This is a genomic window from Pyxidicoccus fallax (assembly GCF_012933655.1).
GTDB classification, from domain to species: domain Bacteria; phylum Myxococcota; class Myxococcia; order Myxococcales; family Myxococcaceae; genus Myxococcus; species Myxococcus fallax.
The window spans coordinates 1-26,680 of record NZ_JABBJJ010000020.1; the positions used below are offsets into that span (position 1 = coordinate 1).

The window sequence follows — 26,680 nt, forward strand, 5'->3', positions numbered from 1 at the left end:
CCCGCAGGGGCGCCCGGCGCTGAGACCGCATCGCGCCGGGCTGACGGGAGGCAGAAACTCCCTCCGCGCGGGCCGCTACCGCCCCGCCATGACGGCGGCCTCGACGTCCGAGGCCTCCTTCGGGATGGCGGCGGTGAGCACCTCGTGCCCCTCCGCCGTGACGAGCACGTCGTCCTCGATGCGGATGCCCCGCACGTCCGAGTAGCGCTCCAGCACCGCGCGGTCCAGCCTGTCTCCAGCGCGCGCGGTGAGGCGCGCGTCCCCGAGGATGGCGGGCACCCGGTAGAGGCCCGGCTCAATCGTCACCGCCATGCCGGGCTCCAAATCCCTGTCCAGCCGCAGGTACCGGTGGCCGAACTCCTTCGAGCGCTCGCGGCCCGGCGCGTAGCCGGCCCGGTCGCCCAGGTCCTCCATGTCGTGCACGTCCAGCCCCAGCAGGTGGCCGATGCCATGGGGGAAGAGCAGCGCGGTGAGGCCGTCCACCACCAGCTCCTCCGGGTCGCCGTGGAGGATGCCCAGCGCCACCAGCCCGCGCGCCATCTCCCGGTGCGCCGCGAGGTGCACGTCCCGGTAGCGCACGCCCGGCCGCACCGCCGCGATGCTCGCCTTCTGCGCGCACAGCACCACCTCGTACAGCTCGCGCTGCGTCGTGCTGAAGCGCCCCGTCACGGGCCACGTGCGCGTCACGTCGCACGCGAAGCCGCCCGGGCTCTCGCCGCCCACGTCCGCCAGGAGCAGGTCTCCCTCGCGCAGCACGTGGTGGTACTTCAGGTTGTGCAGCACCTCGCCATGCACGGTGACGATGGGCTGGTACGCCGGGCGCACGTCGCGCGAGACGAACTCCGCCTCCATCGCCGCGCGCACCACCGCCTCCAGCACGCCCGGCCGCGTCGCCCGCATGCCCGCCAGGTGCGCCGGCGTCGTCGCCTCCGCCGCCCGCCGCAGCTGTGCCTGGGCCACGTCGTCGTGGCGCAGGCGCAGGGCCACCATCGCATCCGCCAGCGGCACGTCCTGGGGCAGGAGCCGCCCGGGCCGCACCTCGCGGCCGAGCAGCGCCGCCAGGTCCGCGCACGTCTCCAGGTCCGGCGTGGGCAGCGTGGCCACCGCTCGCGCCTTCGCGGCCCGGGCCAGCGCCTCGGGAAGCGCCGAGCGCGAGCGCACCGGGCAGCCCGTGCGCTCGGACACCTCGGCGAAGCCGGGCACCTCACCGTCCCACAGCGCGTCGTCGGGGCCGGGGTCGGGCAGGTACAGCGTCCACGCCTCGCCGTCGTACACGCCCATGCCGTCCGGCGCCGCCAGCCCGAAGAGGTAGAGGAAGTGGCTGGCCGCGCGGAAGGGGAACTGGTCCGCGGCGTAGTTGCGCGGACGCGGGCGGCTCGACGCCATCACGGCCGGGGCGCCCCCCAGAGCGCGGGCCAGGTGCTCACGCCGCCGCAGGAGGGCGGCGCGCTCGGAAGGGTCAGGAAGCATGGTGGGAGTCCCGGCTCAGGCGCCCAGCGGACGCTGGGGCAGCAGCTTGAAGAGGAAGGCCAGCAGGTCGTCGAAGTGACCGCCCTTGCGGAACACCGCGTCCACCGGCATGTCGATTTTGCCGTCGTGCCCGGTGACGAAGACGACCTTCGTCTTCGGCATGTGGTGGCGCACCAGCGGAATCAGCCCGGTGCCGAAGCCATCGCCCAGGCTCTGGTCCAGCAACACCGCATCGTAGGCGCGCGGCCGGTTCAGCAGGCCCGCGGCCTCCGAGTAGGAGCCGGCCGTCACCACGGCGAAGCCGGCGTCCTCCAGGAGGGCGGCGAGCGTCATCCGGTTGGACGGGTCGTCCTCCACCAGCAGCAGGCAGCGTCCGAAGGTCCAGCTCGTCTCCATCACTTGCTCCCCTGATTCTCGTCGCGGCCCACGGGCCTCGAGGAGCGCCCCGTCTCCACGGCCGTGAACAGGATTTCCACGAACGTGCCCCCCGAGGGGCCCGCGCCCAGGTCCAGCTTCCAGCCATGGCGCAGCGCCATGCGGTGGACGATGCTCAGCCCCAGCCCCGCGTGACCGGGCCGCGTGGTGAAGAACGGCTCGAAGGCCCGCGAGTACGCCTCCGGCGCCAGCCCCTCGCCCGTGTCCTCCACCCGCAGGCACACCCCCTCGTCCTCCAAGTCCGAGGTGCGCACGGTGAGCGTACCCCCGCGCGGCATGGCCTCCACCGCGTTGTCCACGAGGCACGTCACCAGCACCGCCAGGTCCTCCACGTCCAGCCCCACCTCGGTGCGGTCCTTCAGCTCCCGCTCCACCCGCACGCCCTCGGGCAGGTCCGCCTCGGCCAGCGCGCGCTCCACGCCGTCGCGCGGGTGGCAGCGCGGCTTGGGGCCGGTGCCGGCCTGCGGGCCGCGCTTGGACAAGAGCTCCTCCGCCGAGGCCAGCTCCTTCTCGATGAGCTGGAAGAAGGTCTCCACCCGCGGGTCCGCCGTCCACGCCTCCGTCTTCTTCATCTGCCGCATCAGGTAGAAGGTGGCGTTGCGGATGCTGGCGAGCTTGTTGCGCAGGTCGTGCCGCAACGTCGACGCCACCACATCCGCCACCGCGGCCCGCTCCCGCGCCTGCAGCTCTCCGCGTCCCATCAGTTCCTCGCGCCGGCGGGCCCCCGCGGCTGGCCTCGTACCCGGGCAATCGCCTGCACCAGCTCCCGCAGCGGCACCGGCTTCGTCATACACACCACGGCGCCCTGCGCCGCCACCCGCCTGAGCATCTCCGGCACCACGTGGCCGGACATGGCGATGACGGCCACCGACAGGTCCGCCTCGCGCACCTTCGTCACCAGCTCCGGCCCGCTCATCTCCGGCATCACCAGGTCCAGCACGCACACGTCGTACGAGCCCGACCGGAGCGACGACAGCGCCTCCTCGCCGCTGTACACGGCCTTCGCCCGCAGCCCCACGGTGCTCAGCGCGCGCACCATGGCCTGGGCCACCTTCTCCGTGTCATCCACCACCAGAATCTGCGGGGCCCGCACCGCGCGCAGAATCGTGTCCAGCGCGTGCGCCACGTCGAAGGGCTTGGGCAGCACGGTGAAGGCGCCCTCGGCGAGCGCGTCATCCACCAGCTCCTCCGCCGTGAAGGCCGTCATCAGCACCACCGGCATGTCCGGGCGGTCCTGCTTGATGCGGCGGAGCAGGTCCACCCCGTGCAGCCCCGGCATACGGATGTCCGTGAGCACCACGTCCACCGAGTGCTCGCTGAGCACCTTGAGGGCGTCCTCGGCGGAGGCCGCCTCCAGCACGGTGTGGCCCTCCAGTTCCAGGTTCGCCGCGAGGGTGATGCGCAGCGACTCCTCGTCGTCGACCAGCAGGATGCGAGCGGGGACCACTGCCACTTCCTCCATCACGCGGCCTGAGCCGCCGCGGACGCGGGGAGCTGGATGACGAACTCGCTACCCCGCCCCGCCTCACTGCGCACAGAGATTGTGCCCCCGTGACGTTGCACCATGTTGGCGACGATCGCCAGTCCCAAGCCAGTCCCCCGCGTCTTCGTCGTGAAGAGGGGCTCGAAAATCTTGGGAAGCACGTCTGGAGGGATTCCCGCCCCGTCGTCCACCACGCGGACACACCAGGGGCCTGCCTCGCCGCCTTCCGCCAGCACTGAAACCACCCCGTCCCGGCCCGGGGGCATGGCCTCTACCGCGTTCTGCACCAGGTTCACCAGGACCTGGCGGAACTGCTCCTTGTCCAGGTTGGGCACGGGCAGGGACTCGGGCACGCCGTTGATGATTCGGACGCCCTCGCGCTGGGGCACCACGCCAATGGCCTCGTCCACCAGCGGCCGCAGCGGGCAGGGCTGGAGCGCGGGCGGGCGCTCGCGCGCGAAGTCGAGCAGGTCGGAGATGATTTTGGCGCACGCGTTCAGCTCGCGCTCCATCACGCCCATGAACTGGGAGACGCGCGGGTCCTCCGCCATGCCGGCCGGGTCCCTGGCCATCTTCCGCGACAGGTAGGCGTGGGCGTTGCGCACGGCGGCCAGCGGGTTGCGCAGCTCGTGGCCCACGCTGGCGGCGAGCTGGCCGACGGCCGCCAGCTTCTCCACCCGGATGAGGTGCTCCTGGAAGCCGCCCAGCTCCCGGAGGGCACGGTCCAGCTCGCGCGCCTTGGCGCCCTCGCGCTCGCGCGCCAGCTCCAACTCCACGCGCCGCACCGCCACCTCGCGCTGCTCGCGCCACATGCCCCGGCACGAGTACACGAGCACCACGTCGAGCGCGGCAATCCAGAGCGCATGCTCCAGGAGGCGCCACCGACCCGGGTCGGCGACGCCATAGACGGACTCGGGCCACCACGCGCCGCGCAGGGCGAGGTCCACGAGGACGGCGGCGCTGGAGGAGAACAGCACCCGCGGGTCCCGGTACAGGGCGAGCAGGGCCAGCGAGGCGAAGACGTGGAAGTGCGCCTCGATGCGGCCCCCGGACAGGTGGACGAACAGCGCGGCCCAGAGCGCCTGGGACACCGCCACCGCGTGCCGGGTGAGCGCGGCGCCGGGGCGCAGGCGGGCCAGGGTGATGGGCACGAAGGCGAACACCGCGCCCAGCGCGACGGCGGTGTGGACGAAGGGCACGTCCACGAGCAGCGTCCTGCCGGCCCACGCCCGCGGCGACCACAGCACCGCCACGAGGATGGCGAGCCCCCACTGCACGAGCATCAGCCACGCGAAGAGCTGGTCCGTGCGGCTGCGCACCTTGGCCAGGTGCTCGCTCAAGAGCAGCGCCGCGCGCTCCTTCAGCCCCCCTTTCGGGCTGGCTTCCTCCGGGACCTGGCTCATCGGGTGACTCCCGCGCGGGCCGCGAGCGGGTCCTCCACATGATACGGAAACACGCGAGTCACCGGAGTGGCCCCATGGAAGCGTGCCTGCTCGTCTCCCACCGCGGGGAGGCACGCGGAACCGCTCGGCGGCTCGCCCGCCTGGAGCGACCGCGTCATCGCGCGCCCCGCTTGCGCTCGGCCAGGCCGGAGGTGATGAGGCTCATCTCCCGCTTGAGGCGGGCGGCCTCCGCCGCGCGGCGGATCATCGCGATGAGCTCGGGTGGCTGGTAGGGCTTGAGCACCAGGTAGAAGAGGCTCTGGGCCTGCTGCTGGTCCTTGCGGTCCAGGTACTCGCGGTAGCCGGTGACGAGCACCCCTGCGAGGTGCGGGTGCAGCCGCGTCGCCTCGCGCAGCAACTCGATGCCGTTGCGTCCCGGCATGTGGAAGTCGGTGCAGACGACGTCGAAGCGCCGCAGTGACAGCAGCCGCAGGGCCGAGCCCGCATCGCGCGCGGGGTGGACATCGAAGTCTTCGGAAAGCACGGCCGCGGTGGTGGTGAGGACGGGCTCCTCATCATCCACCAGCAGCACCTGGAGGCGCTGGGCATTCATGGCGTGGGTGGACGCACGATAGCGCCCACCGCCCCCGTCGCGTCAGGGGGGTGGGCGCGGATTTCCGCCCAATCCCTGGCACCCGCTCCGGGCGTGCAAGGGACTGTGCACCTCTACCTACACGACTCCGCGTCTCCCGCGCTCCAGGTGGAACAGCCAGGCGGGAAGAGCGGCACCGCGCACGGAATCCTCCTTTCGAGTTGAGGCGCGGTTCAGGTGAGCACGGCCCTCAGCGGGCGTGATGCGCGTGCAGCGTCTCCGCGTAGTGCTGGAGCTGCCGCCGCGCGGCCTCGAAGGCGTCCGTCACGGCCTGGTAGGCGTCCTCGTGGCCGGCGCGCTGCTCGGGGTCTCTGGCCGCCACGATGTTCTTGCCGGGGACCGTCAGGTCCACGCGCACGTGGAAGTGCTTGCCCTGCTGCTTGTGGCGGTGAGGCTCCTCCACCACCACGTGGCACCCCACGATGCCGTCGAAGAACTGCTCCAGCTTGTCCGCGTGGTCACGGATGTGCTCGTTGAGGCCGTCGCTCGTCGCCATCCCGCGATACGTGATCTGCAGCGCTCGCTTCATCGTCCGTCCGCCTCGGGTCGTGCCCTCTGTCGGGGCTTCGGTTGCACCCTCTTCCATTGCATGGACGTTGCCAGCGCCAACCCCGCGAAACCCCGTGGGGATGCCCTCCCGCGCCCGCAGCCTTTGCGGCGAAAAGGGACAGGGCCGCAGCTCCTGCGGGGCGAAATGCCCCTCGGAGGCGACCCCGGTTCCCTTCGAGGCACCCGCGAGTGCCCGCCTCAGCTCGGGGCGGGAATGGGCCCGGGCTCCACGGCCTCGGCGGCGGTGGGGAATTGCACGCTCTCCTCGTGGTCCGCCCGGGCCTTCAGCAGCCGGCCCCGCTCCCGGGTGAGATGCAATCCCTCGCCGAGCCACTCATACGCCCGGTGCAGCACCGAGGACACCGCGGAGAGGGCGAGCACGGAGCCCACCCACCGGACCTGACGCGGTGCCACGACGTGCGCCGCCAGGAAGCCCGCGGCCACCCACGGGCCCAGGCAGAAGGGACAGCCCACGAGCTGCCCCAGCGCCTTGCGCATGCCCGTGCCGCGAGACGTCTCCTCCACCTCGCCCGCGGTGGAGTCCTCCTCGAAGCGCACGAAGGGCGCGCGCAGGAAGCTCGTCACCCGGTCCTTCGCCACCAGCCGCGTCAGCGAGTGCGTGGCCACGCCGAACAGCGCCAGGTCTCCCAGCTCCAGCCGCTCCGGCAACCCCTTGTGCCGGCGCCACCCGAGGAAGCCCGCGAGGGACACGCCATAGGCGCCCGCGAGCACCGCGTAGGAGCCCAGGGGGTGGTACGCATCGTCATAGCCGGCGAAGAGGCCGGTCTGGGGCGGAGCCTTCATCGGTGGGTGTCCCTCCGTGTAGCTCCGGAAGACTGCGCATCCCCCCACACCGACCCAAGGTACAGGCGGGCGGGCGGGCAGGCCCTCGCGGCTCGGTCGCCATGCGCGGCGCGCGACTCAGCCCTCCGCGTCCACGTCCAGCACCGCCGCGCCGCGCACCTGCCCCGTCCTCAGCGCGGTGAGCGCGGCGTTGGCGTCGGCCAGCGGGAACACCCGCACCTCGGTGCGCACCGGCACGCTCGGCGCGAGCGCGAGGAAGTCCAGCGCGTCCGCGCGGGTGAGGTTCGCCACCGAGCGCACCACCCGCTCCCCCCAGAGGAGCGCGTACGGGAACGCGGGGATGTCACTCATGTGGATGCCGCCGCACACCACCACGCCGCCCTTGTCCACGGCGGCGAGCGCCACGGGCACCAGCGCGCCCACCGGCGCGAAGAGGATGGCCGCGTCCAGCGGCTCCGGCGGCGGCGTGTCCGTGCCACCCGCCCACACCGCGCCCAGCTCCCTCGCGAAGCGCTGGCCCTCCACGTCACCGGGACGCGTGAAGGCGAAGACGCGCCGGCCCTGGTAGCGCGCCACCTGGACGAGCACGTGCGCCGCGGCGCCAAAGCCGTAGAGGCCCAGCCGCTCGGCGTCTCCCGCGAGGCGCAGGCTCCGGAAGCCGATGAGCCCCGCGCACATCAGCGGCGCGGCGTGCACGTCGGAGAAGCCACCGGGAAGCGGGAAGCAGTAGCGCTCGTGCGCCACCATGAACTCGGCGTAGCCCCCGTCGAGGTGGTAGCCCGTGAAGCGCGCCGTGTCGCAGAGGTTCTCCCGCCCCGAGACGCAGAAGCGGCACCGGCCACAGCTCCAGCCGAGCCACGGCACTCCCACGCGCGTGCCCTCGGGAAAGGCCATCACGCCCTCGCCCCGGTCCACGACCGTGGCCACCACCTCGTGGCCCGGCACCAGCGGCAGCTTCGGGCGCGTCAGCTCGCCGTCCACCACGTGCAGGTCCGTGCGGCACACGGCGCAGGCGTGCACCCGCAGCAGCAGCTCCTCCGGACCGGGACGGGGGATGGGGAGCCGCTCCTCCCGCAGCGGCTGTCCCGGCGCGTGCAGCACCATCGCCCGCATGGTCCCGTTCATCGACAGCTCTCCTCGCGCCGCGTGCTCCAGGGCGCTCCGAGGCTGAAAATGGTGACGCCCGGAGCGCGGTGAAGCGCACCCGGGCGTCGAGCAGGCGGGCGGAGGAATGGTTCCTCCGCCTCGTGGAAGCACACCTCAGAGCTGGATGCCCGCCTGGATGCCCGGCCACATGCGGAAGACGGTGCGGCCTCCGTCGGAGACCTCGCGCCACTCGGGTCCGATGCCCAGCTCCTCCCAGCGGTCGCTGTCGTCCCAGGTGACGAGCGTGTTGGCGCTGATGCCGCCGAACACCGCGAAGCGCCGGGCCACCTGCCAGCCCGCGAGCACCCGGAACTGCCCGAGGATGTGCTCCGTCTCGTCATACAGCCGGCGCTCGTGCAAGGTGCTGCCCATCACGTCCATGTCCACGTAGAAGCGCCCGAGCGGGATGTGGCCGCCGATACCCGCGCCCAGCGTCCAGTGGCGGCGCTCGCCATCCAGCGGCGGGGTGAAGCCCGCCGCGAGCAGCGTGTAGATGTGACGGCCGCCCAGCTTCACGCCCACGTTGGTCAGCGAGATGTCGCTGCTCCACACCTGCAGGTGCGCCTGGCCGTTGCCGACGAAGCTCAGCAGGCCCACCGCCTCGCCCTCGGTGTGGCCCGCGACGTTGACGAGTCCCACCTGCGCGCCATCCACCTTGCCCGCGATGTTGACGAGCCCCACCTGCGCGCCGTCCACCTCGCCGCCCACGTTGATGATGGAGAGCTGCCCACCCTTCAGGTGCCGCGCGTAGCTGACGCCCGAGGACATCTGCAGGCCCGACATCTCCGGGGCCACGTTGAGCCCCACCGCCGCCTGGAGGCCGCGCACCGGGCCCGCGGCCACGTTGGCACCGACGCCAATCTGCGCGCCCAGCACGGCGCCCGTGGCGATGTTGGCGCCCACCGAGAGCTGCGCGCCATTCACCGGGCCCGTCACCGCGTTGGCGCCCACCGTGAGCTGCGCGCCCTCCATCGCCCCGCGCACCACGTTGACGCCCACCGAGGACTGGAGGCCCAGCACGTCACCGCCCGCCACGTTGCCGCCCACGGTGAGCTGCGCGCCCGTCACCGCGCCGCGCGAGATGTTCGCGCCCACCGAGAGCTGCGCGCCGCTCAGCCTGTCCTCCACCCAGTTGCCGCCGATGGCCATGGCCACGCCCTCCACGCGCTTCGCATGCGTGGCCACGAGGCCGATGGACACCGTGTTGACCACGTTGCCGGTGTGCAGGCCGGCGGTGCTCAGCCCCGGCACCAGCGTGAGGCTGAACGGGATGTGGACCTCCGGGGCCTCCGCGCTCGCCGGGGCCTCGGCCTTCGCCTGGGCCACCGTCGCGGGCTCCGCCGCCGGAGCCGTGCTCACCGCGCCGCCCACCGCCGCGTCCACCAGCGGAGGCGCCGACGGGCCCTGCTCCATGGCTGGAGCCGCCACCGCGCCCTGGCCCTCTCCCGCCGGAGTCGGCTCCGCCGTCTGCTCCGTGCTGGCTGCCTGCCCGCCCACCGACCTCGACTCCTCGGCCGCCGCCGAGAACGCCACCATCGCCGCCGCGACCCCCGCACACACAGAGACCTTGCGCATCATCGCCTGGACCTTCCTGGACTGTTCCGAGAGCGGCCCCGGCCCGCACCGCGCGGGCTCCGGGGGCCACATGGAGATTCATCGGGGGACGTTGCCGCCCCGCTCGCTGAAGGGAACACCAGCCCCTGGCGGATGTGTCACCGGCCCTGTTTTCTCAGGGGGACGGGGTCAGAAGTACTCCGGATGCGCGGCCGCCAGGAGCTGCTCCCGCGCGACGATGCCCTCCACCAGCGAGTGCTCCGGTGCGATTCGCCGCGCCGCCTCCCAGCACAGCCACGCCTTCCGCGTCTCGTACCCACCGAGGTAGATGTCCCCGAGGTCCTTGTAGGCTCCGGCGAGGAACGGGTTGCTCTCGATGGCCGCCAGCAGCAGCGCCTGCGCCACGTCATGCTCGCCGAGCGAGCGCTGGACCGGGGCCTCGAAGGTTCCGAGGACGTGCGCCTTGCGTCCACCGTATGGGCGCAGGTTCTCGAAGGTGGAGACCCGGGCCCGGGCTTCCGCCTCGCTGTTCGGCGGCCGCGTCAGCGCGTCCACCAGCCGGCGCACGTGCACATCGCCGTCGCTCCGCACGGCCTCTCCGAATCCTGGCACCGACGCCCCGGTCTCCAGGGTCAGCTCGAACAGGGTGAGCACCATCTCGAGCCGCCGGCCGGCCTCGGCGGACTCCTTGGCTTCCGCCATCCTCTGGGCCATCACCCTGTCGTGCATGGGCACCCCGACGAGCATCACGCGCTCGAGGCAGGCGGTGATTTCCTCGGGAAACAGTCCCGGGTCCATCACCCGGCGATGGCCGTCGAGTGGAAGCGAGTCATCGCGCACGGTGTCCACGGCCTTGATGCGCACGGTCGCGTTGCTGTGCGGCATCCCCTGGGGGTGACAGGACTCATAGTCAATCTCCGTGGGGATGCGGCCCTCGGAGACCAGCCGGTCGATGATGAGCGGGTGGCCGCAGAAGCGATACCGCAGGAACTGACCGAACCGCCGGGCGAGCTCGGGCGAGGTCTTCGTGCCCCCATCCGAGTACGACAACAGCCGGCGTCCCGCGGCGCTGAACACCGTGTGCCCCTGGGCCGACTCGACCGAGATGTCGCCGCGCGCCGGCTTGATGACGGACCGCAGGAGCCCGCCGAGCCCGCCGGACTTCGGCGCGTCGATGGTCCGCTTCCGCTCGCGGTCGAGCACCGACAGGTGGTGCTCCGACAGGACGGGCCCGAAGTCGGAAACATCCGCGCCTCCGGCCTCGAGGACGGACTGGATGTGGTCGCGGTTGGGCAGCTCGGAGTGCCGGAAGTCGACATCGGGGAAGAGGGACTCGTCCACGTAGGTCCGCGCGTCTCCATTGATTTCGATGCGGCGGCGGCGGGCGAAGTCCAGGATGACGTCGGCTCCGGAGGCGTCGCGATAGCGAATCCAATCCCGCCGCAGCTGCACCCGCGTCACAGCGGGTTGCCGAGTAGCGGACGGCCCGGCGTTGCCGCCGAACTCCTTGCTTTCGATTGTCAGGTCCAGACCCATGCGAAGGAGCATAGTGGTCGGCCCATGTCCGAGCCCATCCAGCCATCGCGCAGGGAGCTGCTCGCCGCGGGGCTCGGCGGCCTGTTGCTGCCCGCCGCCGCGTCCGCCCAGGCCGCCGAGAAGAAGGCCACCGCCGCCCCACCCGCGAAGCCCGCCCGCTCTGGAGGAGAGTCCATGCTCACGCGCCCCATTCCCAGCACGGGCGAGGCCCTGCCCGTCATCGGCCTCGGCACCTGGCAGACGTTCGACGTGGGCACCTCCAAGGCCGAGCGCGAGCCGCTGGCGGAAGTCCTCCGCCGCTTCTTCGCCTCCGGCGCGCGCCTCATCGACTCCTCGCCCATGTACGGTCGCGCGGAAGCCGTGACGGGCGACCTGCTCGAATCCCTCGGCGAGCTGAAGAAGCCCTTCCTCGCGTCGAAGGTGTGGACCACGGGCAAGAGCGAGGGGCTCACCCAGCTGAAGAACTCCGTCCAGCTCATGGGCCGCGGGCGGATGGACCTGATGCAGGTCCACAACCTCGTGGACTGGCGCACGCAATTGCCCATGCTGCGCGAGTGGAAGGCCGCCGGCCGCATCCGCTACGTCGGCGTCACCCACTACTCGCGAAGCGCCTTCGATGATTTGGAGCGCTTCATCCGCGAGGAGAAGCTCGACTTCGTGCAGCTGCCCTACTCGCTCGCGCAGCGGGACGCGGAGGCGCGCCTGTTGCCCGCCGCGGCCGAGCACGGCGTGGCGGTGCTCGTCATGCAGCCCTTCGCCACCGGCTCGCTCTTCCAGCGCGTGCGCGGGAAGGCGCTGCCGGAGTGGGCCGCCGAGTTCGACTGCACCAGCTGGGCGCAGTTCTTCCTCAAGTTCATCCTCGGCCACCCCGCCGTGCACTGCCCGCTGCCGGCCACCCGCAAGCCGGACCACGTCGCGGACAACCTGCGCGCCGGCTTCGGGCGCCTGCCCGACGAGAAGCAGCGCGCCCGCATGGCGCGCTTCCTCGAGGGCTGACGCCCGCCCGCGCGCGCCCTACAGCTCGGGGTCCGGCGCGTACTGGAGCTCTCCGGTGGGCTCCAGCACCAGCCCCGTGCCCGGCTCGCCCGCCTCGTCGTCGCGGCCCACCTCCAGCACGGAGTCCTTCGCGTCCCACTGGCCGAGGTAGTACTCGCCGCCCGCGGCCATGCACGCGCGGCCCTCGGACACCACCGTCTCCACCACCTCCTGCTTGTCGCTGGTGGCGCGCAGGAGCGTCCAGGACTTGCCCTCCTCGCGGAAGCCCTCCACCAGCTCCTTCAGCTCGGCGTCACGGGGCACACCCTCCTTCTGCGTCTGCTTGTCCCACTTGCGCGGCTCCTTCTGCGGCTGCCGTGCCTTCCACGCGCGCGCCAGCTCCAGCACCTTCTCCTCCGCCGCGTCCTGGAGCGCGTGCATCTCCTCCGGCAGCTCGATTTCCTCCAGCGCCAGCAGCGCCGTCTCGAGCTGCAGCGCCTTGAGGCTCCACTCGTTCCACGCCGTCTTCAGCATCCGTCACCCTCGTTTTCTCGCGCGGCCCTCGCGAGGCCCGGCGCCTGTCCCCGCCCACTACCACACCGCCTGCCTGCCCTGGCGGCGGCCGGGCGAGCCCTGCGTGCCCCCTGCTCTGGGCACGACCTACCTTGAGCCCCCGGGAGGCAGGTATGGCCAGCAAGAAGAAGGACACGCACGAGGTGGTGCAGCACTTCGGGGACCTCATCAAGGGCATCAAGGTCGCCATGATGACGACGGTGGAGGAGGACGGGAGCCTCCGCAGCCGGCCCATGTGGACCCATGACCGCGATTTCGACGGGGAGCTGTGGTTCTTCACCCGCGAGCACTCGCCCAAGGTGGACGAGGTGGAGCACGACCACCACGTCAACCTCGCGTACTCGGACCCCGCGAGGGACCGCTACGTCTCCGTCAGCGGACGCTGCCGGCTGGTGCGCGACAGGGAAAAGGCCCGCGAGCTGTGGAACCCCACCCTCAAGGCATGGTTCCCCGAGGGGCTGGATGATCCAGAACTCGCCCTGCTCTGCGTCCGCGTGGAGCGCGCCGAGTACTGGGACACGCCCAACAGCCGCATGGTGCAGCTGGCCGGCATGGTGAAGGCCGCCCTCACCGGGCAGACCTACAAGCCGGGCGACAACCAGAAGCTCGACCTGGGCGACGCGGGCCCGCTCCCGCACTGACGACCCGCATCCATATAAGGAGGGGCCCCGTGCTTTCCCGGGGCCCCTCCTTGAATTCCGGTTGCGTAGGAAAGCGCCGGGCGCCATGAGAGGGCCCGCCAGGTCCCTCACCGGGCCTGCATCACACCCCTGTAGGTCTTTCACACACCCCGAATCGCCGTTCCGCCCGCGCCACCGCCTCGCGCCGAGGTGGGTCATTAAGGACCCGCTCCTGGGTGTCCACGTAAGGTCTGGTGGGTGTCACCTGTCCGACGTCATGGTGTTTCTCTGACAGCGCCGTTCGCACTGCCTTGTGCCCGGGCAGGCGCCGATCCATTGAGAGCGCCCACAGCGTGGTAACCAGCCGCCGCCCCACATGACGTTGAAGTGACGAACGCTTTAGGATATCAACCATCCGCTTTCGAGATTTTCCGGACACCTGATTGGTACTGTGCCGGTGGGTTGCTTACGGAGGTCTCGAACTCGTCTAGCGAGGCGGTCCCGTTTCCGCCCTTCGAAGGAACCCCAAAGATGGAAAACAAGAGGAAGGTCTCCAAGCCTGAGGGCAAGCTCGCGGTACTCATCCCCGGCCTTGGAGCGGTCTCCACCACGCTGATGGCGGGTGTGGAGCTGGCGCGTCAGGGCAAGGGGCTTCCCATCGGCTCGCTGACGCAGATGGGCACGGCCCGCCTGGGCAAGCGGACCGACGGCCGCACCGTGAAGCTCAACGAGCTGGTCCCGCTGGCGGAGATGCAGGACATCGCCTTCGGCGCCTGGGACATCATCAGCGAGGACGCGTACCAGGTGGCGGTGCGCTCCGGCGTGCTGAACGACAAGCACCTGGAGCAGGTGAAGCCGTTCCTGTCGAGCATCAAGCCGAAGAAGGGCGTGCACGACGCGGAGTTCGTGCGCCGCATCGAGGCGAACCACATCAAGTCCACCAAGACGCACCGCGAGAGCATCGAGGCGCTGCGCCAGGACATCCGCGACTTCAAGAAGGAGCTCAACGCCAAGCGCGCCGTGATGGTGGTGTGCAGCAGCGTGGAGACCTTCCGCCCGCTGCCGGACGCGTTCAAGTCGCTGGCCGCCTTCGAGAAGGCGCTGGACGAGAACAGCCCGGACATCAACCCCACCGCGCTCTACACCTACGCGGCCCTGAAGGAGGGCGTGCCCTTCGCCAACGCCACGCCCAACGCCAGCGTGGACACGCCGGCGCTGCAGGAGCTGGCGAAGCAGGAGGGCATGCCCATCGCCGGCCGTGACCTCAAGAGCGGCCAGACGATGATGAAGACGGTCATCGCCCCCGCGCTGAAGGCCCGCATGCTCGGCCTCGAGGGCTGGTTCTCCACCAACATCCTCGGCAACCGCGACGGCGAGGTGCTCGACGACCCCGCGGCCTTCAAGGCGAAGGAAGTCACCAAGTCGAGCGTGCTGGACACCATCCTGCAGCCGGACCTGTACCCCGAGCTGTACAACAAGTACTCGCACAAGGTGTCCATCCACTACTACCCGCCCCGCGGCGACGCGAAGGAGGGTTGGGACAACATCGACATCACCGGGTGGCTCGGCTACCCGATGCAGATCAAGGTCAACTTCCTCTGCCGCGACTCCATCCTCGCGGCGCCGCTGGTGCTGGACATCGCCCTGTTCCTGGACCTGGCGAAGCGGCTGGAGTGGCGCGGCATCCAGGAGTGGATGTCCTTCTACTTCAAGAGCCCCATGGCGCAGCCCAACCTGCCGGTGGAGCACGACCTGTTCATCCAGCTGACGAAGCTGAAGAACACGCTGCGCGTCGTGGCCGGCGAAGAGCCCATCACCCACCTCGGACTCGACTACTACGGGGATGACCTCCCGCTCTCCAAGTAGAGCCACGGCACTCACGTGGCTCGCCACCGCGATGGCGGCGGGCCACCTGGTGCTGGTGATTGCCACCGGCCGGCTGCGGTGGGAACACGTGGCGGCGGATGCGCTGCTGGCGGGGGTGGCCTGGGCGGGCCCCCGCACGCGGCGCTTCCTGGCCGGCGGGTTCCCGCTGTGGCTGACCGGTATGCTGCTGGACAGCCAGGCGCTCTGGCTGTTCCTGCGGGGGCCCATCCACACGGGCGACCTGTGGGAGCTGGAGCGTCAGCTGTTCCCGGCACCCGGCGGTACCCACTGGCCCGAGTGGTGGGCCACGCGCTTCCACCCGGTGTTGGATTTCTTCTGCGGCTTCTCCTACGCGGCGTACCTGTACGAGGTCTTCGTCGTGGCCATCTTCTTCTTCGTGAAGAAGGACGCGCGCTTCGAGAAGCTGTGCTGGGCCTTCCTGGTGGTGAACGCCCTGGGCGTCGTCACCTACCTCGTCTACCCGGCTGCTCCTCCCTGGTACATCCTGCAGTACGGCCCCGGCCCGGCCAACCTCGCGGCGCTGCCCAGCCCGGCGGGCACGGCGCGCTTCGACGCGCTCCTGGGCATCAGCTACTTCGCCGGTTTCTACGGCCGCAACCCCAACGTCTTCGGGGCCATGCCGTCGCTGCATGCCGCGTATCCCTTCATGGTGACGCTGTTCGTGTGGCCCCTGGGCTGGAAGTGGCGGGTGCCGGCGGCCCTGTTCGCGGCCCTCGTCGCCTTCTCCGCCGTGTACCTGACGCACCACTACATCCTGGACGTGCTCGCGGGTTTCGTCGCCGCGCTCGCCGCCTTCCTGGTGGTGGAGCTCGTGTTCGCTCGCCGCACCGCGCCGGCCCCCATGGCCGTGCCCCTGACGCCTTCTAGAGGAGACACCCGTGCTTGAGAACCTGATGGCCTGGCTGACCGGAAACCTGTCTCCGTCCGCCCGCATCTGGACGGCGCTGGCCCCCGCGATTCTGGCCTGTGTCTACTTCCTCGGAGGGCTGCTGCTCTTCAGCATCCGCTGCGCCTTCAAGGGGATTCCGCGGGACGAGGAGACGCTCAAGCGCGGCAGCACGGTGCTGGTGGGCTTCTTCCTCCGGCACTACTTCTTCTGGGTCATCCAGCCCCTGTGGACGGTGATTCTGCGCTCGGGGCTGCCGGCCAACGCGCTGTCCATGCTGTCGGGCCTCCTGGGCATCTCCGCGGGCGTGGCGCTGGCGGCGGGCCGCTTCGCGCTGGGCGGCTGGCTCTTCCTCTTCGCGGGCATCCTGGACGTCATGGACGGGCGCATCGCCCGCACGCGCAAGGAGGCCAACCCCGCGGGCGCGGCGCTGGACTCGGTGCTGGACCGCTACGTCGACTCGGCGATGCTGATGGGTCTGGCCTGGTACTACCGGGACACGTGGGTGCTGCTGCCCGCGCTGATGGCGCTGTTGGGCTCGTCGCTGGTGCCCTACGTGCGCGCCAAGGGCGAGGGCCTGGGCGTGAGCGTGCGCGACGGGGCCATGCAGCGGCTGGAGCGGGTGCTCTTCCTGGGCGCGGGCACGGCGCTGTCTCCGATTCTGGAGGCCGTCTTCTGGCCCGAGGAGAAGCACCCCATGCACTGGCTGGCGGTGGTGGGGCTCGTGTTCGTGGCGGTGATGAGCAACTACACGGCCATCACCCGCTTCCGGGCGCTGGTACGCACGCTGGCGCCGAAGCGGCAGGAGGCGCGCTCGGAGAAGGCGATTCTGGGCTTCAACGCGGTGGCGGGCGCGGTGGCCACGCTGGCGGACTTCGCGCTGGTGCTGGTGCTGGTGGAGTGGCTGGGCATGCTGCCCGCCTGGGCGACGGTGGTGGGCGCCACGCTGGGCGCGGTGGTGAACTACTCCATCAACCGCGTGCTGACCTTCAAGAGCCGGGGCGCGGTGGCGCGGCAGATGGCGCGCTACGCGGTGGTGAGCGGGACGAGCGCGCTCTTGAACGCGGGCGGCGTGGCGCTGCTCACGTTGCATCCGCAACTGGCCTACACGTTGGTCTGGTGGCTGGTGCGCGGCGTCGTGTACTTCGCGTGGAACCTGCCCCTGCAGCGCGATTATGTCTTCAACGACAGCGCGTCGGATTCGCTCATGGAGCAGCGCCCCCATGCCGCATGAAGCCCGTCCCCAATCCCTGATGATGGTGGTGGCGCTCATCGCCACCCTGGCGTGGTCTGGCATCGCTTCCGCGGCCGCGCCGCTGGAGCCCACGCCCGCGCCGAACGACAACTACGGCGAGAGCTTCACGTTCATCGGGGATTTGGAGGACGGCACCTTCGTGCTGGTGCAGCTGTCGGTGACGAACCTCGGTCCTGGCTCGCGCCACGGCATCTGCCGGGCGTCGGTGCTGAAGCCCGGCCAGAAGGCGTGGACCCCGCAGAAGAAGGTGGGCGAGCGCGAGTGGCGCTACGACGCGATGACGGGCACCCTGCAGGTGGGGGCGTGCTCGGCGCGGTCGGCGGGTGGCTTCACGCGGGTGGAGGCGCCGCTGGACAACGGGCGGGTGGCGCTGGAGTACGCGGCGCCAGTGGCACCCCAGTCGCCCGAGGGCTCGGAGGTGGAGGTGGGCAACGCCCGCTACCGCCACGAGGTGACGCTGGCCTTCAGCCCGCTGCGCGCGACGGTGCAGCTGCCCAAGGGGACGGAGGCGACGTACTCGGGCGGCGGCTACGCGGACCACACGCGCTCCACGATTGCTCCGGCGAAGCTGGCGAAGCGGTGGGTGCGCTTCCGCGCGCTGCGTGGCGACGAGCGGCTGGTGCTGCTGGCGCGCGAGGGGCAGGACGGTGAGTTCGGCCCCGTGTACACGTGGGAGGAGGGCGCCACGCCCCGGCCGCTGGAGTACTTCACCCTCAACCGCGAGGGCGCGAAGGAGCGCAGCGCGTGGAAGGTGGAGCTGCACTCCGGTGGCGGCGCGGCGGCGGTGCTGCGCTCCACGTCGCTCATCCAGCGCAGCGCTCCGGTGGAGGAGCTGGGCGTGCTGGGTGGGCTGGTGCGCCCGGTGGTGGGCTCTCCCGTGACGTACCTGCACCGGGCGGTGCTGGAGCGCGCGGGGAAGGAGCCGGTGGCGGGGCTGATGGAAGTGACGCTCGAGGGAGACCAGTAGTGAGCGTTTCGCTGCTCCGTGACGTGCACCATGTCCCGGGAGTGCGCGGGTGGGTTCGCAAGCAGGTGCTGCGCTCGGTGGCGCGGTGCGTGGAGTGGACCACGAAGCTTCCCGGGCAGGGGCTGAATGTCTCGCGGGTGAATGAGTGGTTGCTGGTGGGTGGCGGCGTGCCGCGCTCGCGCTACACGGCGCTGAAGGCGCAGGGAGTCACCGCGGTCATCGACATGCGCTCCGAGCGCTGTGATGACGCGAAGGCGCTGGCGGCGCTCGGAATCGAATTGCTGAACCTGCCGGTGACGGACCGGTACCCGCCGTCGGTGGAGCAGCTGATGCGCGGCGTGGAGTGGGCGCTGCCGCGGCTGGAGCGGGGTGGCGTGCTGTACACGCACTGCGAGCACGGCGTGGGCCGGGGCCCGATGATGGGGCTCGCCGTCATGGTGGCTCGCGGCGCGCACGCGCCGGAGGCGTACCGCGAGGTGCGCAAGGCGCGCTGGCAGGTGACGCTGAATGACCGGCAGCTCGAGGGGCTCGCGGACTTCGTCACCGCGTGGGCCGCGCGCTCGCCGGAGCGGGCGGCGTAGCTCAGTACTCCCAGGTCTCGTGCGCCAGCGGCGCCGCGTTCAGGGTCCGCTTCGCCAGCCTCCACCTGGGCAGGTGACGGTCCATCAACGAGATGAAGCGGTCGTCGTGCTGACGCACGAGCAGATGCACCAACTCGTGAACGACCAGGTACTCGAGGCACTCCGGCGGCTTCTTCGCCAGCTCCAGGTTGAGCCAGATGCGGCGGGCGGCGGCGTTGCATGAGCCCCACCGGGTCTTCATCTTCTTGATACCCCACCCGGCCGCCTCCACGCCGAGCGCCGCCTGCCACTTCTCCATGAGCGGCGGGACGAGCTCACGAAGCCGCTCCCGGTACCAGCGGTGCAACAGCGCCTCGCGCTGGCGGGTGTCCCATCCGGGCCGCGCGTGGAGCGAGAGCGTCCTCTGATTGCGCACCACCACGCGCGCCGGTCCTTCGGTCTCCACGACGTCCAGGCGATAGCGCCGGCCGAGGAAGTAGTGACTCTCGCCACTGACCAGCTCACGCTCGGACTCGCGCTCCTGGCGCTCGAAGGCCGCCTGCTGCCGCCTTATCCAGCGCAGCTTGCCGATGACGGCAACCCTCACGGCCGCGTCTGACACGACGAGCGGCGCCGCCACCCGAACCCGGCCGTCAGGCGGGTAGACGCCGAGGTGGAGGTTCTTGATGGCCTTCCGGATGACGGCCACCCGCAGGCCGCCCACCGTCAGGACGTGGGCCTCAGTAGTCATTCTGGTTCTTCACCAGCTCCAGGGTCCGCTCGACGAGGGCCTCGTCCCCGTTGATGACGGCGCCAATAGCATGGCGGACCCGGCGCGTCTTCATCCGGTTGTCGCGCCACCCGTCCATCATGCTCGCGCGGACTGCGGCATCCACCTTCAGAGCCAGCGCCTCGTCCTTCCCCAGGTTGTCGTAGAGCGCTCGGAGGGCAACCGTGTTTAGTGACCGCGGATAGTCGCCCGTCTTCGGGCCCTGCTTCGCCTGACGGGTGAGCTCGACGATCTTCTCCAGGTACTCCTGGTAGCCGAGGGCACTCTGCTTCCGCTGCTCGATGAGCGCGTCGAGCAGCTCGGACATCCGCTCGTAGTACTTCGGGTTGATGGGCGTCTCGTCGACGATGAGACGCCGGACGTTGTTCTCGATGGTCTCCGCCGCGGCCTGCTCCTTCTTCCGGATGGCCTCCGGCAGAGCCTTCACCGCGTCGGGCCCCCGCTCCACGATGAGCTGAATCAGCGAGAGGTCCTCGAACTTCGAGACGGTCTCGCTCTCCTCGGCGTGGATATAGGAGTCGATGAGGTGGCGCATCGCGGGCTCATACTGCTTGAGGTCGATGGCGTCACCGCTGTGCAGCTTCACCTGGGTGCGCAGGTTCTCGTAGAACGTCACCTCGTTCTTGATGGCCGCGGCCTGGTCCGCGGGGTAGCCGGCCTCCGCCATCTCGTTCGCGATGTTCGCGTAGGCCCGGATGAGCGCCGACGTGAGCTTGTACAGGGCGAGGCGCTGCGGCTCGTTCTCCTTCAACTGCGCGGCGTTGCCGGGCTCCTTCGAGGAGAAGTACCGGTAGAAGGCCTGGTCGTCCCTCGGCGGCTCGACAGGCTCACAGAGGGCGCGCACGGATTCCAGGGCCTCTTCGAGCCGCTCCTTCGCCTTGGCGAGGCGGTCCTCCAGCAGCCCGGCCACGTCCTCCTTGTCGTAGCCGTCGAGCGCCCCCGACGTGTAGTCCTTCACCGCGCCTTCGAGGCTCCTGAACAGGTCCTTGTAGTCGACGATGTAGCCGAACTCCTTGTCGTCCCCATCGAGCCTGTTCACGCGGCAGATGGCCTGGAAGAGGCCGTGGTCGCGCATCTGCTTGTCGATGTAGAGGTACGTCGCTGGAGGCGCGTCAAAGCCGGTGAGCAGCTTGTCCACGACGATGAGCAACTTCATCTGCCCGGGCTCGTCGATGAACTTCTTCTTCACCGCCTTCTCGAACGCCTCGACCTTGTTCACCGCTGTCTCCGGCGACTCGTTGAACCAGTCGGCGAGCATCTGGCGGTAGATGTTGTACTTCTCCAGGGCATCGGTGGCGCCCTCGCCGCTCTCCTCGCCCTTGATGTCCGCGGTCCTGGGAGCGTACGAGGTGACGATGGCGCACTTGCCCCCGAGCGGCGTCTTGGAGAACAGCTCGTAGAAGCGGCACGCCTCGAAGATGCTCCCCGCCACCAGTAGGGCGTTGCCGCGCCCGCTCTTGAGCCGGTCGCGCGTCTCCATGTCGAGCAGGATGTCCGCGACGATCTTCTGCAGGCGCGACTGGCTGGACAGCACCTTCTGCATCGTACCCCAGCGCTGCTTGAGCTGGGCCTTGGCGAGCGGCGTCAGGCCCTGCGTCCTGGCCTCGAACCACTTGTCGACTTTCGCGGGCGAGGTGATGCTCTGGTCGATGTCCCGCGCCTCGTAGCGCAGGTCGAGGACCACTCCGTCCTTCACTGCCTCGTCGAACTTGTACGTGTGGATGTAGCGGCCGAAGACCTCTACGCTCTTCTTCTTGTCCGCCTTGAGCAGCGGCGTGCCGGTGAAGCCAATGAAGACCGCATCCTGGAGGATGGTCGTCATGGCCTCGTGGAGGTCACCGGACTGGGTGCGGTGACACTCGTCCACGAAGACGTACAGATTCCCCTTGGGCTTGAAGCCCGGCGGCAGCGCCTTCTTGACCTCCTCGATGAAGCTCGGGATGTCGCCGACTTCCTCGCCGTCCTCCTTGCGGCCGAATTTGTGGATGAGCGAGCAGAGCAGCCACGGCCGGGCGTCGTTCACCCGGGTGATGAGGTCGGCTCCGGACTTCGTCCGGTAGATGTCCTCGGACACGCCCTTGAAGACCTTCTCAATCTGCTCGTCGAGCTCGGTGCGGTCGGTGATGATGAGAACGCGCGAGTCCTCCACGTTCTCGCGAATCCACTTGGCGAGCCACACCATGGTGAGGCTCTTTCCCGAGCCCTGCGTGTGCCAGATGATGCCGCCCTCGCGGCGCTTCACGTGGTCCTGGGCGGCTCGCACGCCGAAGTACTGGTTGTGCCGACAAAGCTTCTTGGTGCCGGCATCGAAGACGACGAAGTCGTGGATGAGCTCCAGGAAACGCGCCTTGGAGCAGAGCTGGCGCAGCGCCTTGTAGAGCGGGTTGTCTCCCGGGCCGTCCTCCTTCCAGGCGAGGTAGTACTTCTCCGGAGTCTGGATGGTGCCGTAGCGCAGACCCTCGGTTTCGTTGCCGGCCATGACGTACTGCATGGTGGAGAAGAAGGGCTGGATGAACTCCTTCTTCTGGTTGTCGAGGTTCTGCCGGATGCCCTCAGCCACTGAGACGGTGGAGCGCTTGAGCTCCAGCACGCCGAGCGCGATGCCATTCACATAGAGCACGATGTCAGGCCGCTTGCCGTGTGCCTTCGAGTCCGCCGCCTTGACGGTGACCTCCTCGGCAATGGCGAAGCGGTTGCGTTCGGGAGACTTCCAGTCGATGAGATGGACTGTCTCGGTCTGGTCGCTTACACCGGCCTTCACCTTGACGCCGTAGCGGAGCAGCCCGTAGACCTCGCGGTTGCGGTCGTACAAGCTGACGCTCGTGTTGCTCGCGACCTTGATGAATTCGGAGATTGCGCGACGTACGAGGTCGCTGCCGTCCTCGCGCTGGCCGTACCCCTGGTACGCCATGAGGAAGTGTTCGAGCTGCCCCTCGATGATGTTCCGGTTGTCGCCTTCGCTGAGGTCGCCGAGGTACTCGTAGCCGAGCTCATCGCAGAAGAGGCTGACGACGCGGCGCTGGGTCTTCTTCTCGACTTCCCCGATAGTGCTCATACGAGGCGCGTCCTTCCGGTCAGGAGTTCCTGCATCATTCCTTGCTTGAGGAACCGAGTCTTGTCGCGGCGCCGTTCAAGGGCGGCGATCTCTGTGTCCATGTCGGAGAGTATCGTGGCAATGGCGGCCTGCTCGTCGCCAACCGGGAACGAAACGCTCAGGGAAAGGAATGCTCGTTTTGACAGGTTCTTCATGCTGCCGCTTGTGCCGGTAGCGGCCGCTCCAATCCGTCCACGCTGTTCCGAAGTGCTCAGCAGGTAGGCAAGCCACCGTGCATCAATGTCGGATTCCGGCCGAAACTGGGTCATCCAAAGTCGATCAGGTACAAAGAGATTTGGATAGTCTCGCTCCACGTAGCCGCATTCACCGACGAGTTCCGGGGTGTTCATGCGGCTAATCAGAAGCGTACCTTTCCTTGGATTGACCTTGGCCCGTCCGTAATCTCGGGAAGCGATTCTCTTGCATTCATTCGGATAAAACCGGCCGTCTGCTACGGACGAGGTCTTGAGGATGCACCTGTCCTCACTCTGTCCAGGTTCATCATCCTCAACTGAGTTGACGCTTACACCCGCCTCAAGCGTTGCGATGACTGCGCGCATGGGTCGCTCGTACCATTTCTCTTCAAAGCCCGGCAGACGAGTTTGACCAGTAAGAAGCTGTTGCATGGCGGCCTGCTTGAGGTCACGCTTCTTGGCGATGAGCCGGCCCAGCGCGTCAATCAACTCGTCCACATCGCTTAGCGCCGAAGCAATCGCACGTTGTTCTTCCGGCTCCGGAAGGGGAATCTTGAGGCTCTTGAAGTATGCCAGACCGATGGTCTTGATTGTATTACCATTCGCAATACGCTCAAACTCAGACTTCTTTGACTGCAACCAGTAATAAAGGAACCTATTCTCCAGCCGCGGGCCACACCACCACGCCATAAAGTGTTGGCTTACTGCCATCACATCCGTGGTAATGGCGCTCTTGCCAACACCTGCATCCCTCGACAGGACGACGGTCCCTGCAGGGTGCTCAACTGCTGATGAGTTGGCGATGCCTGCCTGCGTTATCTTTTCCGCAGTATCAGAGACATACAAAGCATCAAGCCTGTCCGAGTCCCTCAAGGAGAGCCATTTGATGTTACCATTCCAGTACTCGGGACGCTTCTTATCTGGAGTATGGCCACTCCCACGTCTTGCTACCAAGTCCAGCAGTGCGACATCCCAGGCAGATGGGATCATCCCTACCTCAGTCTGCTTGTAGCTTGATTTCAGTTCCATATCGCTCCCATCTTCTTGAGATGCTCATCAACCCGAGCGGCGAGCGTCGAAAGCTCAGCAGTGAGACTTGGCAGCGGCGAGGCGTAACGTTCAGCGAGTTCGCGCACGCGACCCGTTAGAGACTGTGACACGCGGTCGAGTTCCCCCGTTACCGAAGCCTCAAGCGCGGCCAACCACTTGTCCTCAACCACGAGCGTTTTGATGTCGTCCTCGGTAAGCGTGCCGTACTTTGCCGCAACCTTTGCGGTGAGTTCTTCCTGCGCCGCATTGGCCTTCGCATTGGTGGCCGCTTCCTTATCGATGAGGGCCAAGTATGCGACGAGCACCTTCTCCTCATCAGCGGCATCGGGGTCGTTCTTGACGTGCCTGAGCCGGGCGGAGACCGAGGCCTTGGTGAGCTTCTCCTTGTCGTTCCTGGCCTCGGCGAGAAGCCCGTCCTCGCCGCCGTGCTCCTCGGCCAGTTCCTCCATCGCTTGGGTGACCGCAGCCGCCTCTGACTCCAGCTTCTCGATGGCGGCCTGCTCGGCGGCGAAGTAGCGGGCAATGAGGAGGCTGGCGGGAATCAGCTCGGCCTTGAACTTCTGCTTGCCGATGGTGAAGTCCGGCTTGTCCTTGGCCTTCTTGTCCTTGTCTTCGATTGGCCGGGGCTTGGCGGCCTCCCTCCATCCGTCGCTGGCGATAAGGTAGACGTCGTCCTGCATGACCTCGGCCCAGTAGTCCATGAGGTGCTGGTAGACGTCATAGGGGTCGAGCAGCCGGGCCTTCTGGAAGGTGGCCAGGAGTTCCTCGGCAAGCGTGTCGATGAGGACCTTGGGCTTGTCGCCCTTCTTGATGGCACGCAGTCTCGGCTCACTCTCCGCGCGCCACACGACGAAGAGTTTCTGGGTCTGGATGCTCCAGGCCGTGAACTTGGTGTGCCCGAAGATGGTGGTCTTGATGTCCGCAGTGGCAACCTTGAGTTCCGAGTAGCCAGGTCGGCTGGCCTCCTTGAACAGCGCCTCGCGCAGCCCCGAGAAAACCTTCCAGTACCGTTCGAGAGCGTCGAGGTCGCGCTGGGGGATTCCACCCCGCAGATGGCCGTCGATGTCCTGAATGTCCTCCGGCTCACTCGAATCGATGTAGCGCGGGAGGTTGAGGTTGAAGTCGTTCTTCGGACCACTGATCTCATCGAGCGAGACCATCCGCGAGTAGCGCGGAAGTTCGATCTGCCGGTTGAACACGTCGACGATCTTGTGGATGTCCTGCGCTCGCAGGCGGTTCTTGTTGCCGTCCTTGATGAAGCCCTTGGAGGCGTCAATCATGAAGATGCCCTTGCGAGCGGCGGCACCCTCCTTGTCGAGCACCAGGATGCAGGCGGGGATGCCGGTGCCGAAGAAGAGGTTGGGCGGCAGGCCGATGATGCCCTTGATGTACCCGCGCCTGACGACCTCGCGACGGATGGTGGCCTCGGCGCCGCCACGGAAGAGCACGCCGTGCGGGAGAATCACCGCGCCCTTCCCGGTGCTCTTGAGGCAGGCGAGGATGTGGAGGAGGAAGGCGTAGTCACCGTTCTTCTTCGGCGGGACGCCGAAGGCGAACCGGCCGTAGGGGTCATTGGCCGGGTCGATGCCGTTGGTCCAAGACTTGGTCGAGAACGGTGGGTTGGCGACGACAAAGTCGAAGGTCTTGAGGGCGCCGGTCTTGGGGTCCTTGAAGTGCGGCGCGGAGAGGGTGTTGTCCTGCCAGACTTCGCCGAAGGCGCAGTCATGCAGGATGAGGTTCATGCGCGCCAGCGCCCGGGTGGCGTTGTCCATCTCCTGCCCGTACAGCGCGAGGTCGAAGCCGGTGGCGCTCTTCGCCTCATCATGGGCCTTGATGAGCAGCGAGCCCGAGCCGCAGGTGGGGTCGTGGATGGTTTGGTTGGAGCTGCTGGCGCTCCCGACGCCGATGACCTTGGCCATGATGCGCGAGACCTCGGCCGGCGTGTAGAACTGGCCCTTGCTCTTCCCACTCTCGGTGGCGAAGTGCCGCATGAGGTACTCGTAGGCGTCGCCGAGCAGGTCGTCGCCCTCGGCCCGGTTGCGCCGGAAGTCGAGTTCTGGCTTCTCGAAGATGGAGATCAGGTTCGACAACCTGTCCACCATGTCCTTCCCCTTGCCCAGCTTGTCCGAGTCGTTCCAGTCCGCGACGTTGATGACCCCCTTGAGGTCGTTCTTCTCGGCGAGCCTGCCGATGACCTTGTTCATCTTGTCGCCGATGTCCTTGTCGCCCTTGAGCTTGACCAGGTCGGCGAAGCTTCCTCCCTCTGGAACTTCGAGGTCGTAGTCCTTCTGGCTGGCGGCCTTGTCCGAGACGTACTTCACGAACAGGAGCACGAGGACGTAGTCCTTGTACTGCGACGCATCCATGCCGCCGCGCAGCTCGTCGCAGGACTTCCAGATGGAGGAGTAGAGTTCGGACTTCTTGATGGGCATCTGAGACAGCACCTCGACCGCACAGGAGATGGTTGCTCGAACGCCCGCGACGGAACCTTCACGAGCTGGCGACCTGGGTAAGGCTGCCCCTGGAACACACGGGTCCGCGCGCTGGCATCCGGCCGGCGGATGCTATGGCAGCAGGTGCTCAGGGACAACGCGGTTCGCAGTGAGGTCCGTGCTCTTCAGCTCATCGGTGCGGGGGTATTCTCGGTCCCAGCACCCGGCGTGCGCAGCGCTCCGGAGCGCTCGCTCGCGGAGTGACTCCGCACCGCCCTCCCGCCAGGGGGCTGGCCCGCTCACGAGAGATGAAGCTGAGCGGCGCGACGGAGATGGTCGCGCGCCGACTCCCGCGCGACTGCGTGAAGCATGGAGCCGGAGAACCA

The 26,680-nt window shown here is 68.6% G+C and carries 23 protein-coding genes; 7 read left to right on the forward strand and 16 right to left on the reverse strand.

Going from position 1 to position 26,680, the window contains the following annotated elements; translation table 11 throughout:
* Positions 1–75: 75 nt before the first annotated feature.
* The 11 genes from HG543_RS06470 to HG543_RS06520 all read right to left on the reverse strand — a co-directional run bounded on the left by HG543_RS06470 (position 76) and on the right by HG543_RS06520 (position 11,011).
* A complete protein-coding gene (locus HG543_RS06470; protein ID WP_169343801.1) occupies positions 76–1,470 on the reverse strand; it encodes an aminopeptidase P family protein in 1,395 nt (464 codons plus the stop codon).
* Positions 1,471–1,485: 15 nt separating this feature from the next.
* On the reverse strand, positions 1,486–1,866 hold the full coding sequence (locus tag HG543_RS06475; RefSeq protein WP_171818394.1) for a response regulator: 381 nt from the start codon (positions 1,864–1,866) through the stop codon (positions 1,486–1,488).
* Positions 1,866–2,606, reverse strand: coding sequence for an ATP-binding protein (locus HG543_RS06480; protein WP_169343803.1), 741 nt, complete (start codon positions 2,604–2,606; stop codon positions 1,866–1,868). The genes HG543_RS06475 and HG543_RS06480 overlap by 1 nt, the downstream gene beginning before the upstream one ends.
* Positions 2,606–3,367 (reverse strand): response regulator, encoded by a 762-nt coding sequence (locus HG543_RS06485; RefSeq protein WP_211193772.1) that lies wholly within the window; start codon positions 3,365–3,367, stop codon positions 2,606–2,608. The genes HG543_RS06480 and HG543_RS06485 overlap by 1 nt, the downstream gene beginning before the upstream one ends.
* Complete coding sequence (locus HG543_RS06490; RefSeq protein WP_169343804.1) at positions 3,367–4,791, reverse strand: sensor histidine kinase; 1,425 nt, start codon at positions 4,789–4,791, stop codon at positions 3,367–3,369. The genes HG543_RS06485 and HG543_RS06490 overlap by 1 nt, the downstream gene beginning before the upstream one ends.
* A gap of 154 nt (positions 4,792–4,945) precedes the next feature.
* Positions 4,946–5,383 carry a response regulator gene (locus HG543_RS06495; RefSeq protein ID WP_169343805.1) on the reverse strand — a complete coding sequence of 146 codons (438 nt, stop codon included), beginning with the start codon at positions 5,381–5,383 and terminating at the stop codon, positions 4,946–4,948.
* A gap of 229 nt (positions 5,384–5,612) precedes the next feature.
* The gene (locus HG543_RS06500; RefSeq protein WP_169343806.1) at positions 5,613–5,951 is read right to left on the reverse strand and encodes an HPF/RaiA family ribosome-associated protein; all 339 of its coding nucleotides are present in this window, start codon (positions 5,949–5,951) and stop codon (positions 5,613–5,615) included.
* Between the two features lie 218 nt (positions 5,952–6,169).
* The gene (locus HG543_RS06505) at positions 6,170–6,775 is read right to left on the reverse strand and encodes a DUF1360 domain-containing protein (RefSeq protein WP_169343807.1); all 606 of its coding nucleotides are present in this window, start codon (positions 6,773–6,775) and stop codon (positions 6,170–6,172) included.
* Between the two features lie 117 nt (positions 6,776–6,892).
* Positions 6,893–7,900 (reverse strand): zinc-dependent alcohol dehydrogenase family protein, encoded by a 1,008-nt coding sequence (locus HG543_RS06510; RefSeq protein ID WP_171818392.1) that lies wholly within the window; start codon positions 7,898–7,900, stop codon positions 6,893–6,895.
* Between the two features lie 135 nt (positions 7,901–8,035).
* Positions 8,036–9,499: an LA_2272 family surface repeat-containing protein gene (locus tag HG543_RS06515; RefSeq protein WP_169343808.1), complete on the reverse strand. Its 1,464-nt coding sequence runs from the start codon at positions 9,497–9,499 to the stop codon at positions 8,036–8,038.
* A 165-nt stretch (positions 9,500–9,664) separates the two neighbouring features.
* Entirely contained in the window at positions 9,665–11,011 is a 1,347-nt protein-coding gene (locus HG543_RS06520; protein WP_169343809.1) for a tetratricopeptide repeat protein, read from the reverse strand.
* 24 nt (positions 11,012–11,035) lie between these two features.
* On the opposite strand from HG543_RS06520, the gene HG543_RS06525 reads away from it, so the two are divergent.
* Positions 11,036–12,007 carry an aldo/keto reductase gene (locus tag HG543_RS06525; RefSeq protein WP_169343810.1) on the forward strand — a complete coding sequence of 324 codons (972 nt, stop codon included), beginning with the start codon at positions 11,036–11,038 and terminating at the stop codon, positions 12,005–12,007.
* A gap of 18 nt (positions 12,008–12,025) precedes the next feature.
* Here the strand turns inward: HG543_RS06525 and HG543_RS06530 are convergent, their stop codons facing one another.
* The gene (locus HG543_RS06530) at positions 12,026–12,520 is read right to left on the reverse strand and encodes a hypothetical protein (protein ID WP_169343811.1); all 495 of its coding nucleotides are present in this window, start codon (positions 12,518–12,520) and stop codon (positions 12,026–12,028) included.
* 152 nt (positions 12,521–12,672) lie between these two features.
* Between HG543_RS06530 and HG543_RS06535 the strand changes: the two genes are divergently transcribed.
* From HG543_RS06535 to HG543_RS06560, 6 genes are all read left to right on the forward strand, one after another.
* A complete protein-coding gene (locus HG543_RS06535; RefSeq protein WP_169343812.1) occupies positions 12,673–13,200 on the forward strand; it encodes a pyridoxamine 5'-phosphate oxidase family protein in 528 nt (175 codons plus the stop codon).
* A gap of 510 nt (positions 13,201–13,710) precedes the next feature.
* A complete protein-coding gene (locus HG543_RS06540) occupies positions 13,711–15,045 on the forward strand; it encodes an inositol-3-phosphate synthase (RefSeq protein ID WP_169343813.1) in 1,335 nt (444 codons plus the stop codon).
* Positions 15,023–15,952: a phosphatase PAP2 family protein gene (locus HG543_RS06545; protein WP_169343814.1), complete on the forward strand. Its 930-nt coding sequence runs from the start codon at positions 15,023–15,025 to the stop codon at positions 15,950–15,952. The genes HG543_RS06540 and HG543_RS06545 overlap by 23 nt, the downstream gene beginning before the upstream one ends.
* On the forward strand, positions 15,945–17,186 hold the full coding sequence (locus HG543_RS06550; RefSeq protein WP_169343815.1) for a GtrA family protein: 1,242 nt from the start codon (positions 15,945–15,947) through the stop codon (positions 17,184–17,186). Before HG543_RS06545 ends, HG543_RS06550 begins: the two co-directional genes overlap by 8 nt.
* The gene (locus HG543_RS06555) at positions 17,176–18,174 is read left to right on the forward strand and encodes a hypothetical protein (protein WP_169343816.1); all 999 of its coding nucleotides are present in this window, start codon (positions 17,176–17,178) and stop codon (positions 18,172–18,174) included. Before HG543_RS06550 ends, HG543_RS06555 begins: the two co-directional genes overlap by 11 nt.
* Entirely contained in the window at positions 18,174–18,755 is a 582-nt protein-coding gene (locus HG543_RS06560; RefSeq protein ID WP_169343817.1) for a fused DSP-PTPase phosphatase/NAD kinase-like protein, read from the forward strand. The genes HG543_RS06555 and HG543_RS06560 overlap by 1 nt, the downstream gene beginning before the upstream one ends.
* Before the next feature lies 1 nt (position 18,756).
* Here HG543_RS06560 and HG543_RS06565 read toward each other — a convergent pair whose 3' ends face one another.
* The 4 genes from HG543_RS06565 to HG543_RS06580 are packed head-to-tail and all read right to left on the reverse strand — an operon-like array spanning position 18,757 to position 26,294.
* Positions 18,757–19,485: a M48 family metallopeptidase gene (locus HG543_RS06565; RefSeq protein ID WP_169343818.1), complete on the reverse strand. Its 729-nt coding sequence runs from the start codon at positions 19,483–19,485 to the stop codon at positions 18,757–18,759.
* Positions 19,475–22,579 carry a type I restriction endonuclease subunit R gene (locus HG543_RS06570; RefSeq protein WP_169343819.1) on the reverse strand — a complete coding sequence of 1,035 codons (3,105 nt, stop codon included), beginning with the start codon at positions 22,577–22,579 and terminating at the stop codon, positions 19,475–19,477. The genes HG543_RS06565 and HG543_RS06570 overlap by 11 nt, the downstream gene beginning before the upstream one ends.
* Positions 22,576–23,841 carry a restriction endonuclease subunit S gene (locus HG543_RS06575; RefSeq protein WP_169343820.1) on the reverse strand — a complete coding sequence of 422 codons (1,266 nt, stop codon included), beginning with the start codon at positions 23,839–23,841 and terminating at the stop codon, positions 22,576–22,578. Before HG543_RS06575 ends, HG543_RS06570 begins: the two co-directional genes overlap by 4 nt.
* Complete coding sequence (locus tag HG543_RS06580; protein WP_169343821.1) at positions 23,832–26,294, reverse strand: type I restriction-modification system subunit M; 2,463 nt, start codon at positions 26,292–26,294, stop codon at positions 23,832–23,834. The genes HG543_RS06575 and HG543_RS06580 overlap by 10 nt, the downstream gene beginning before the upstream one ends.
* Positions 26,295–26,680: the final 386 nt, after the last annotated feature.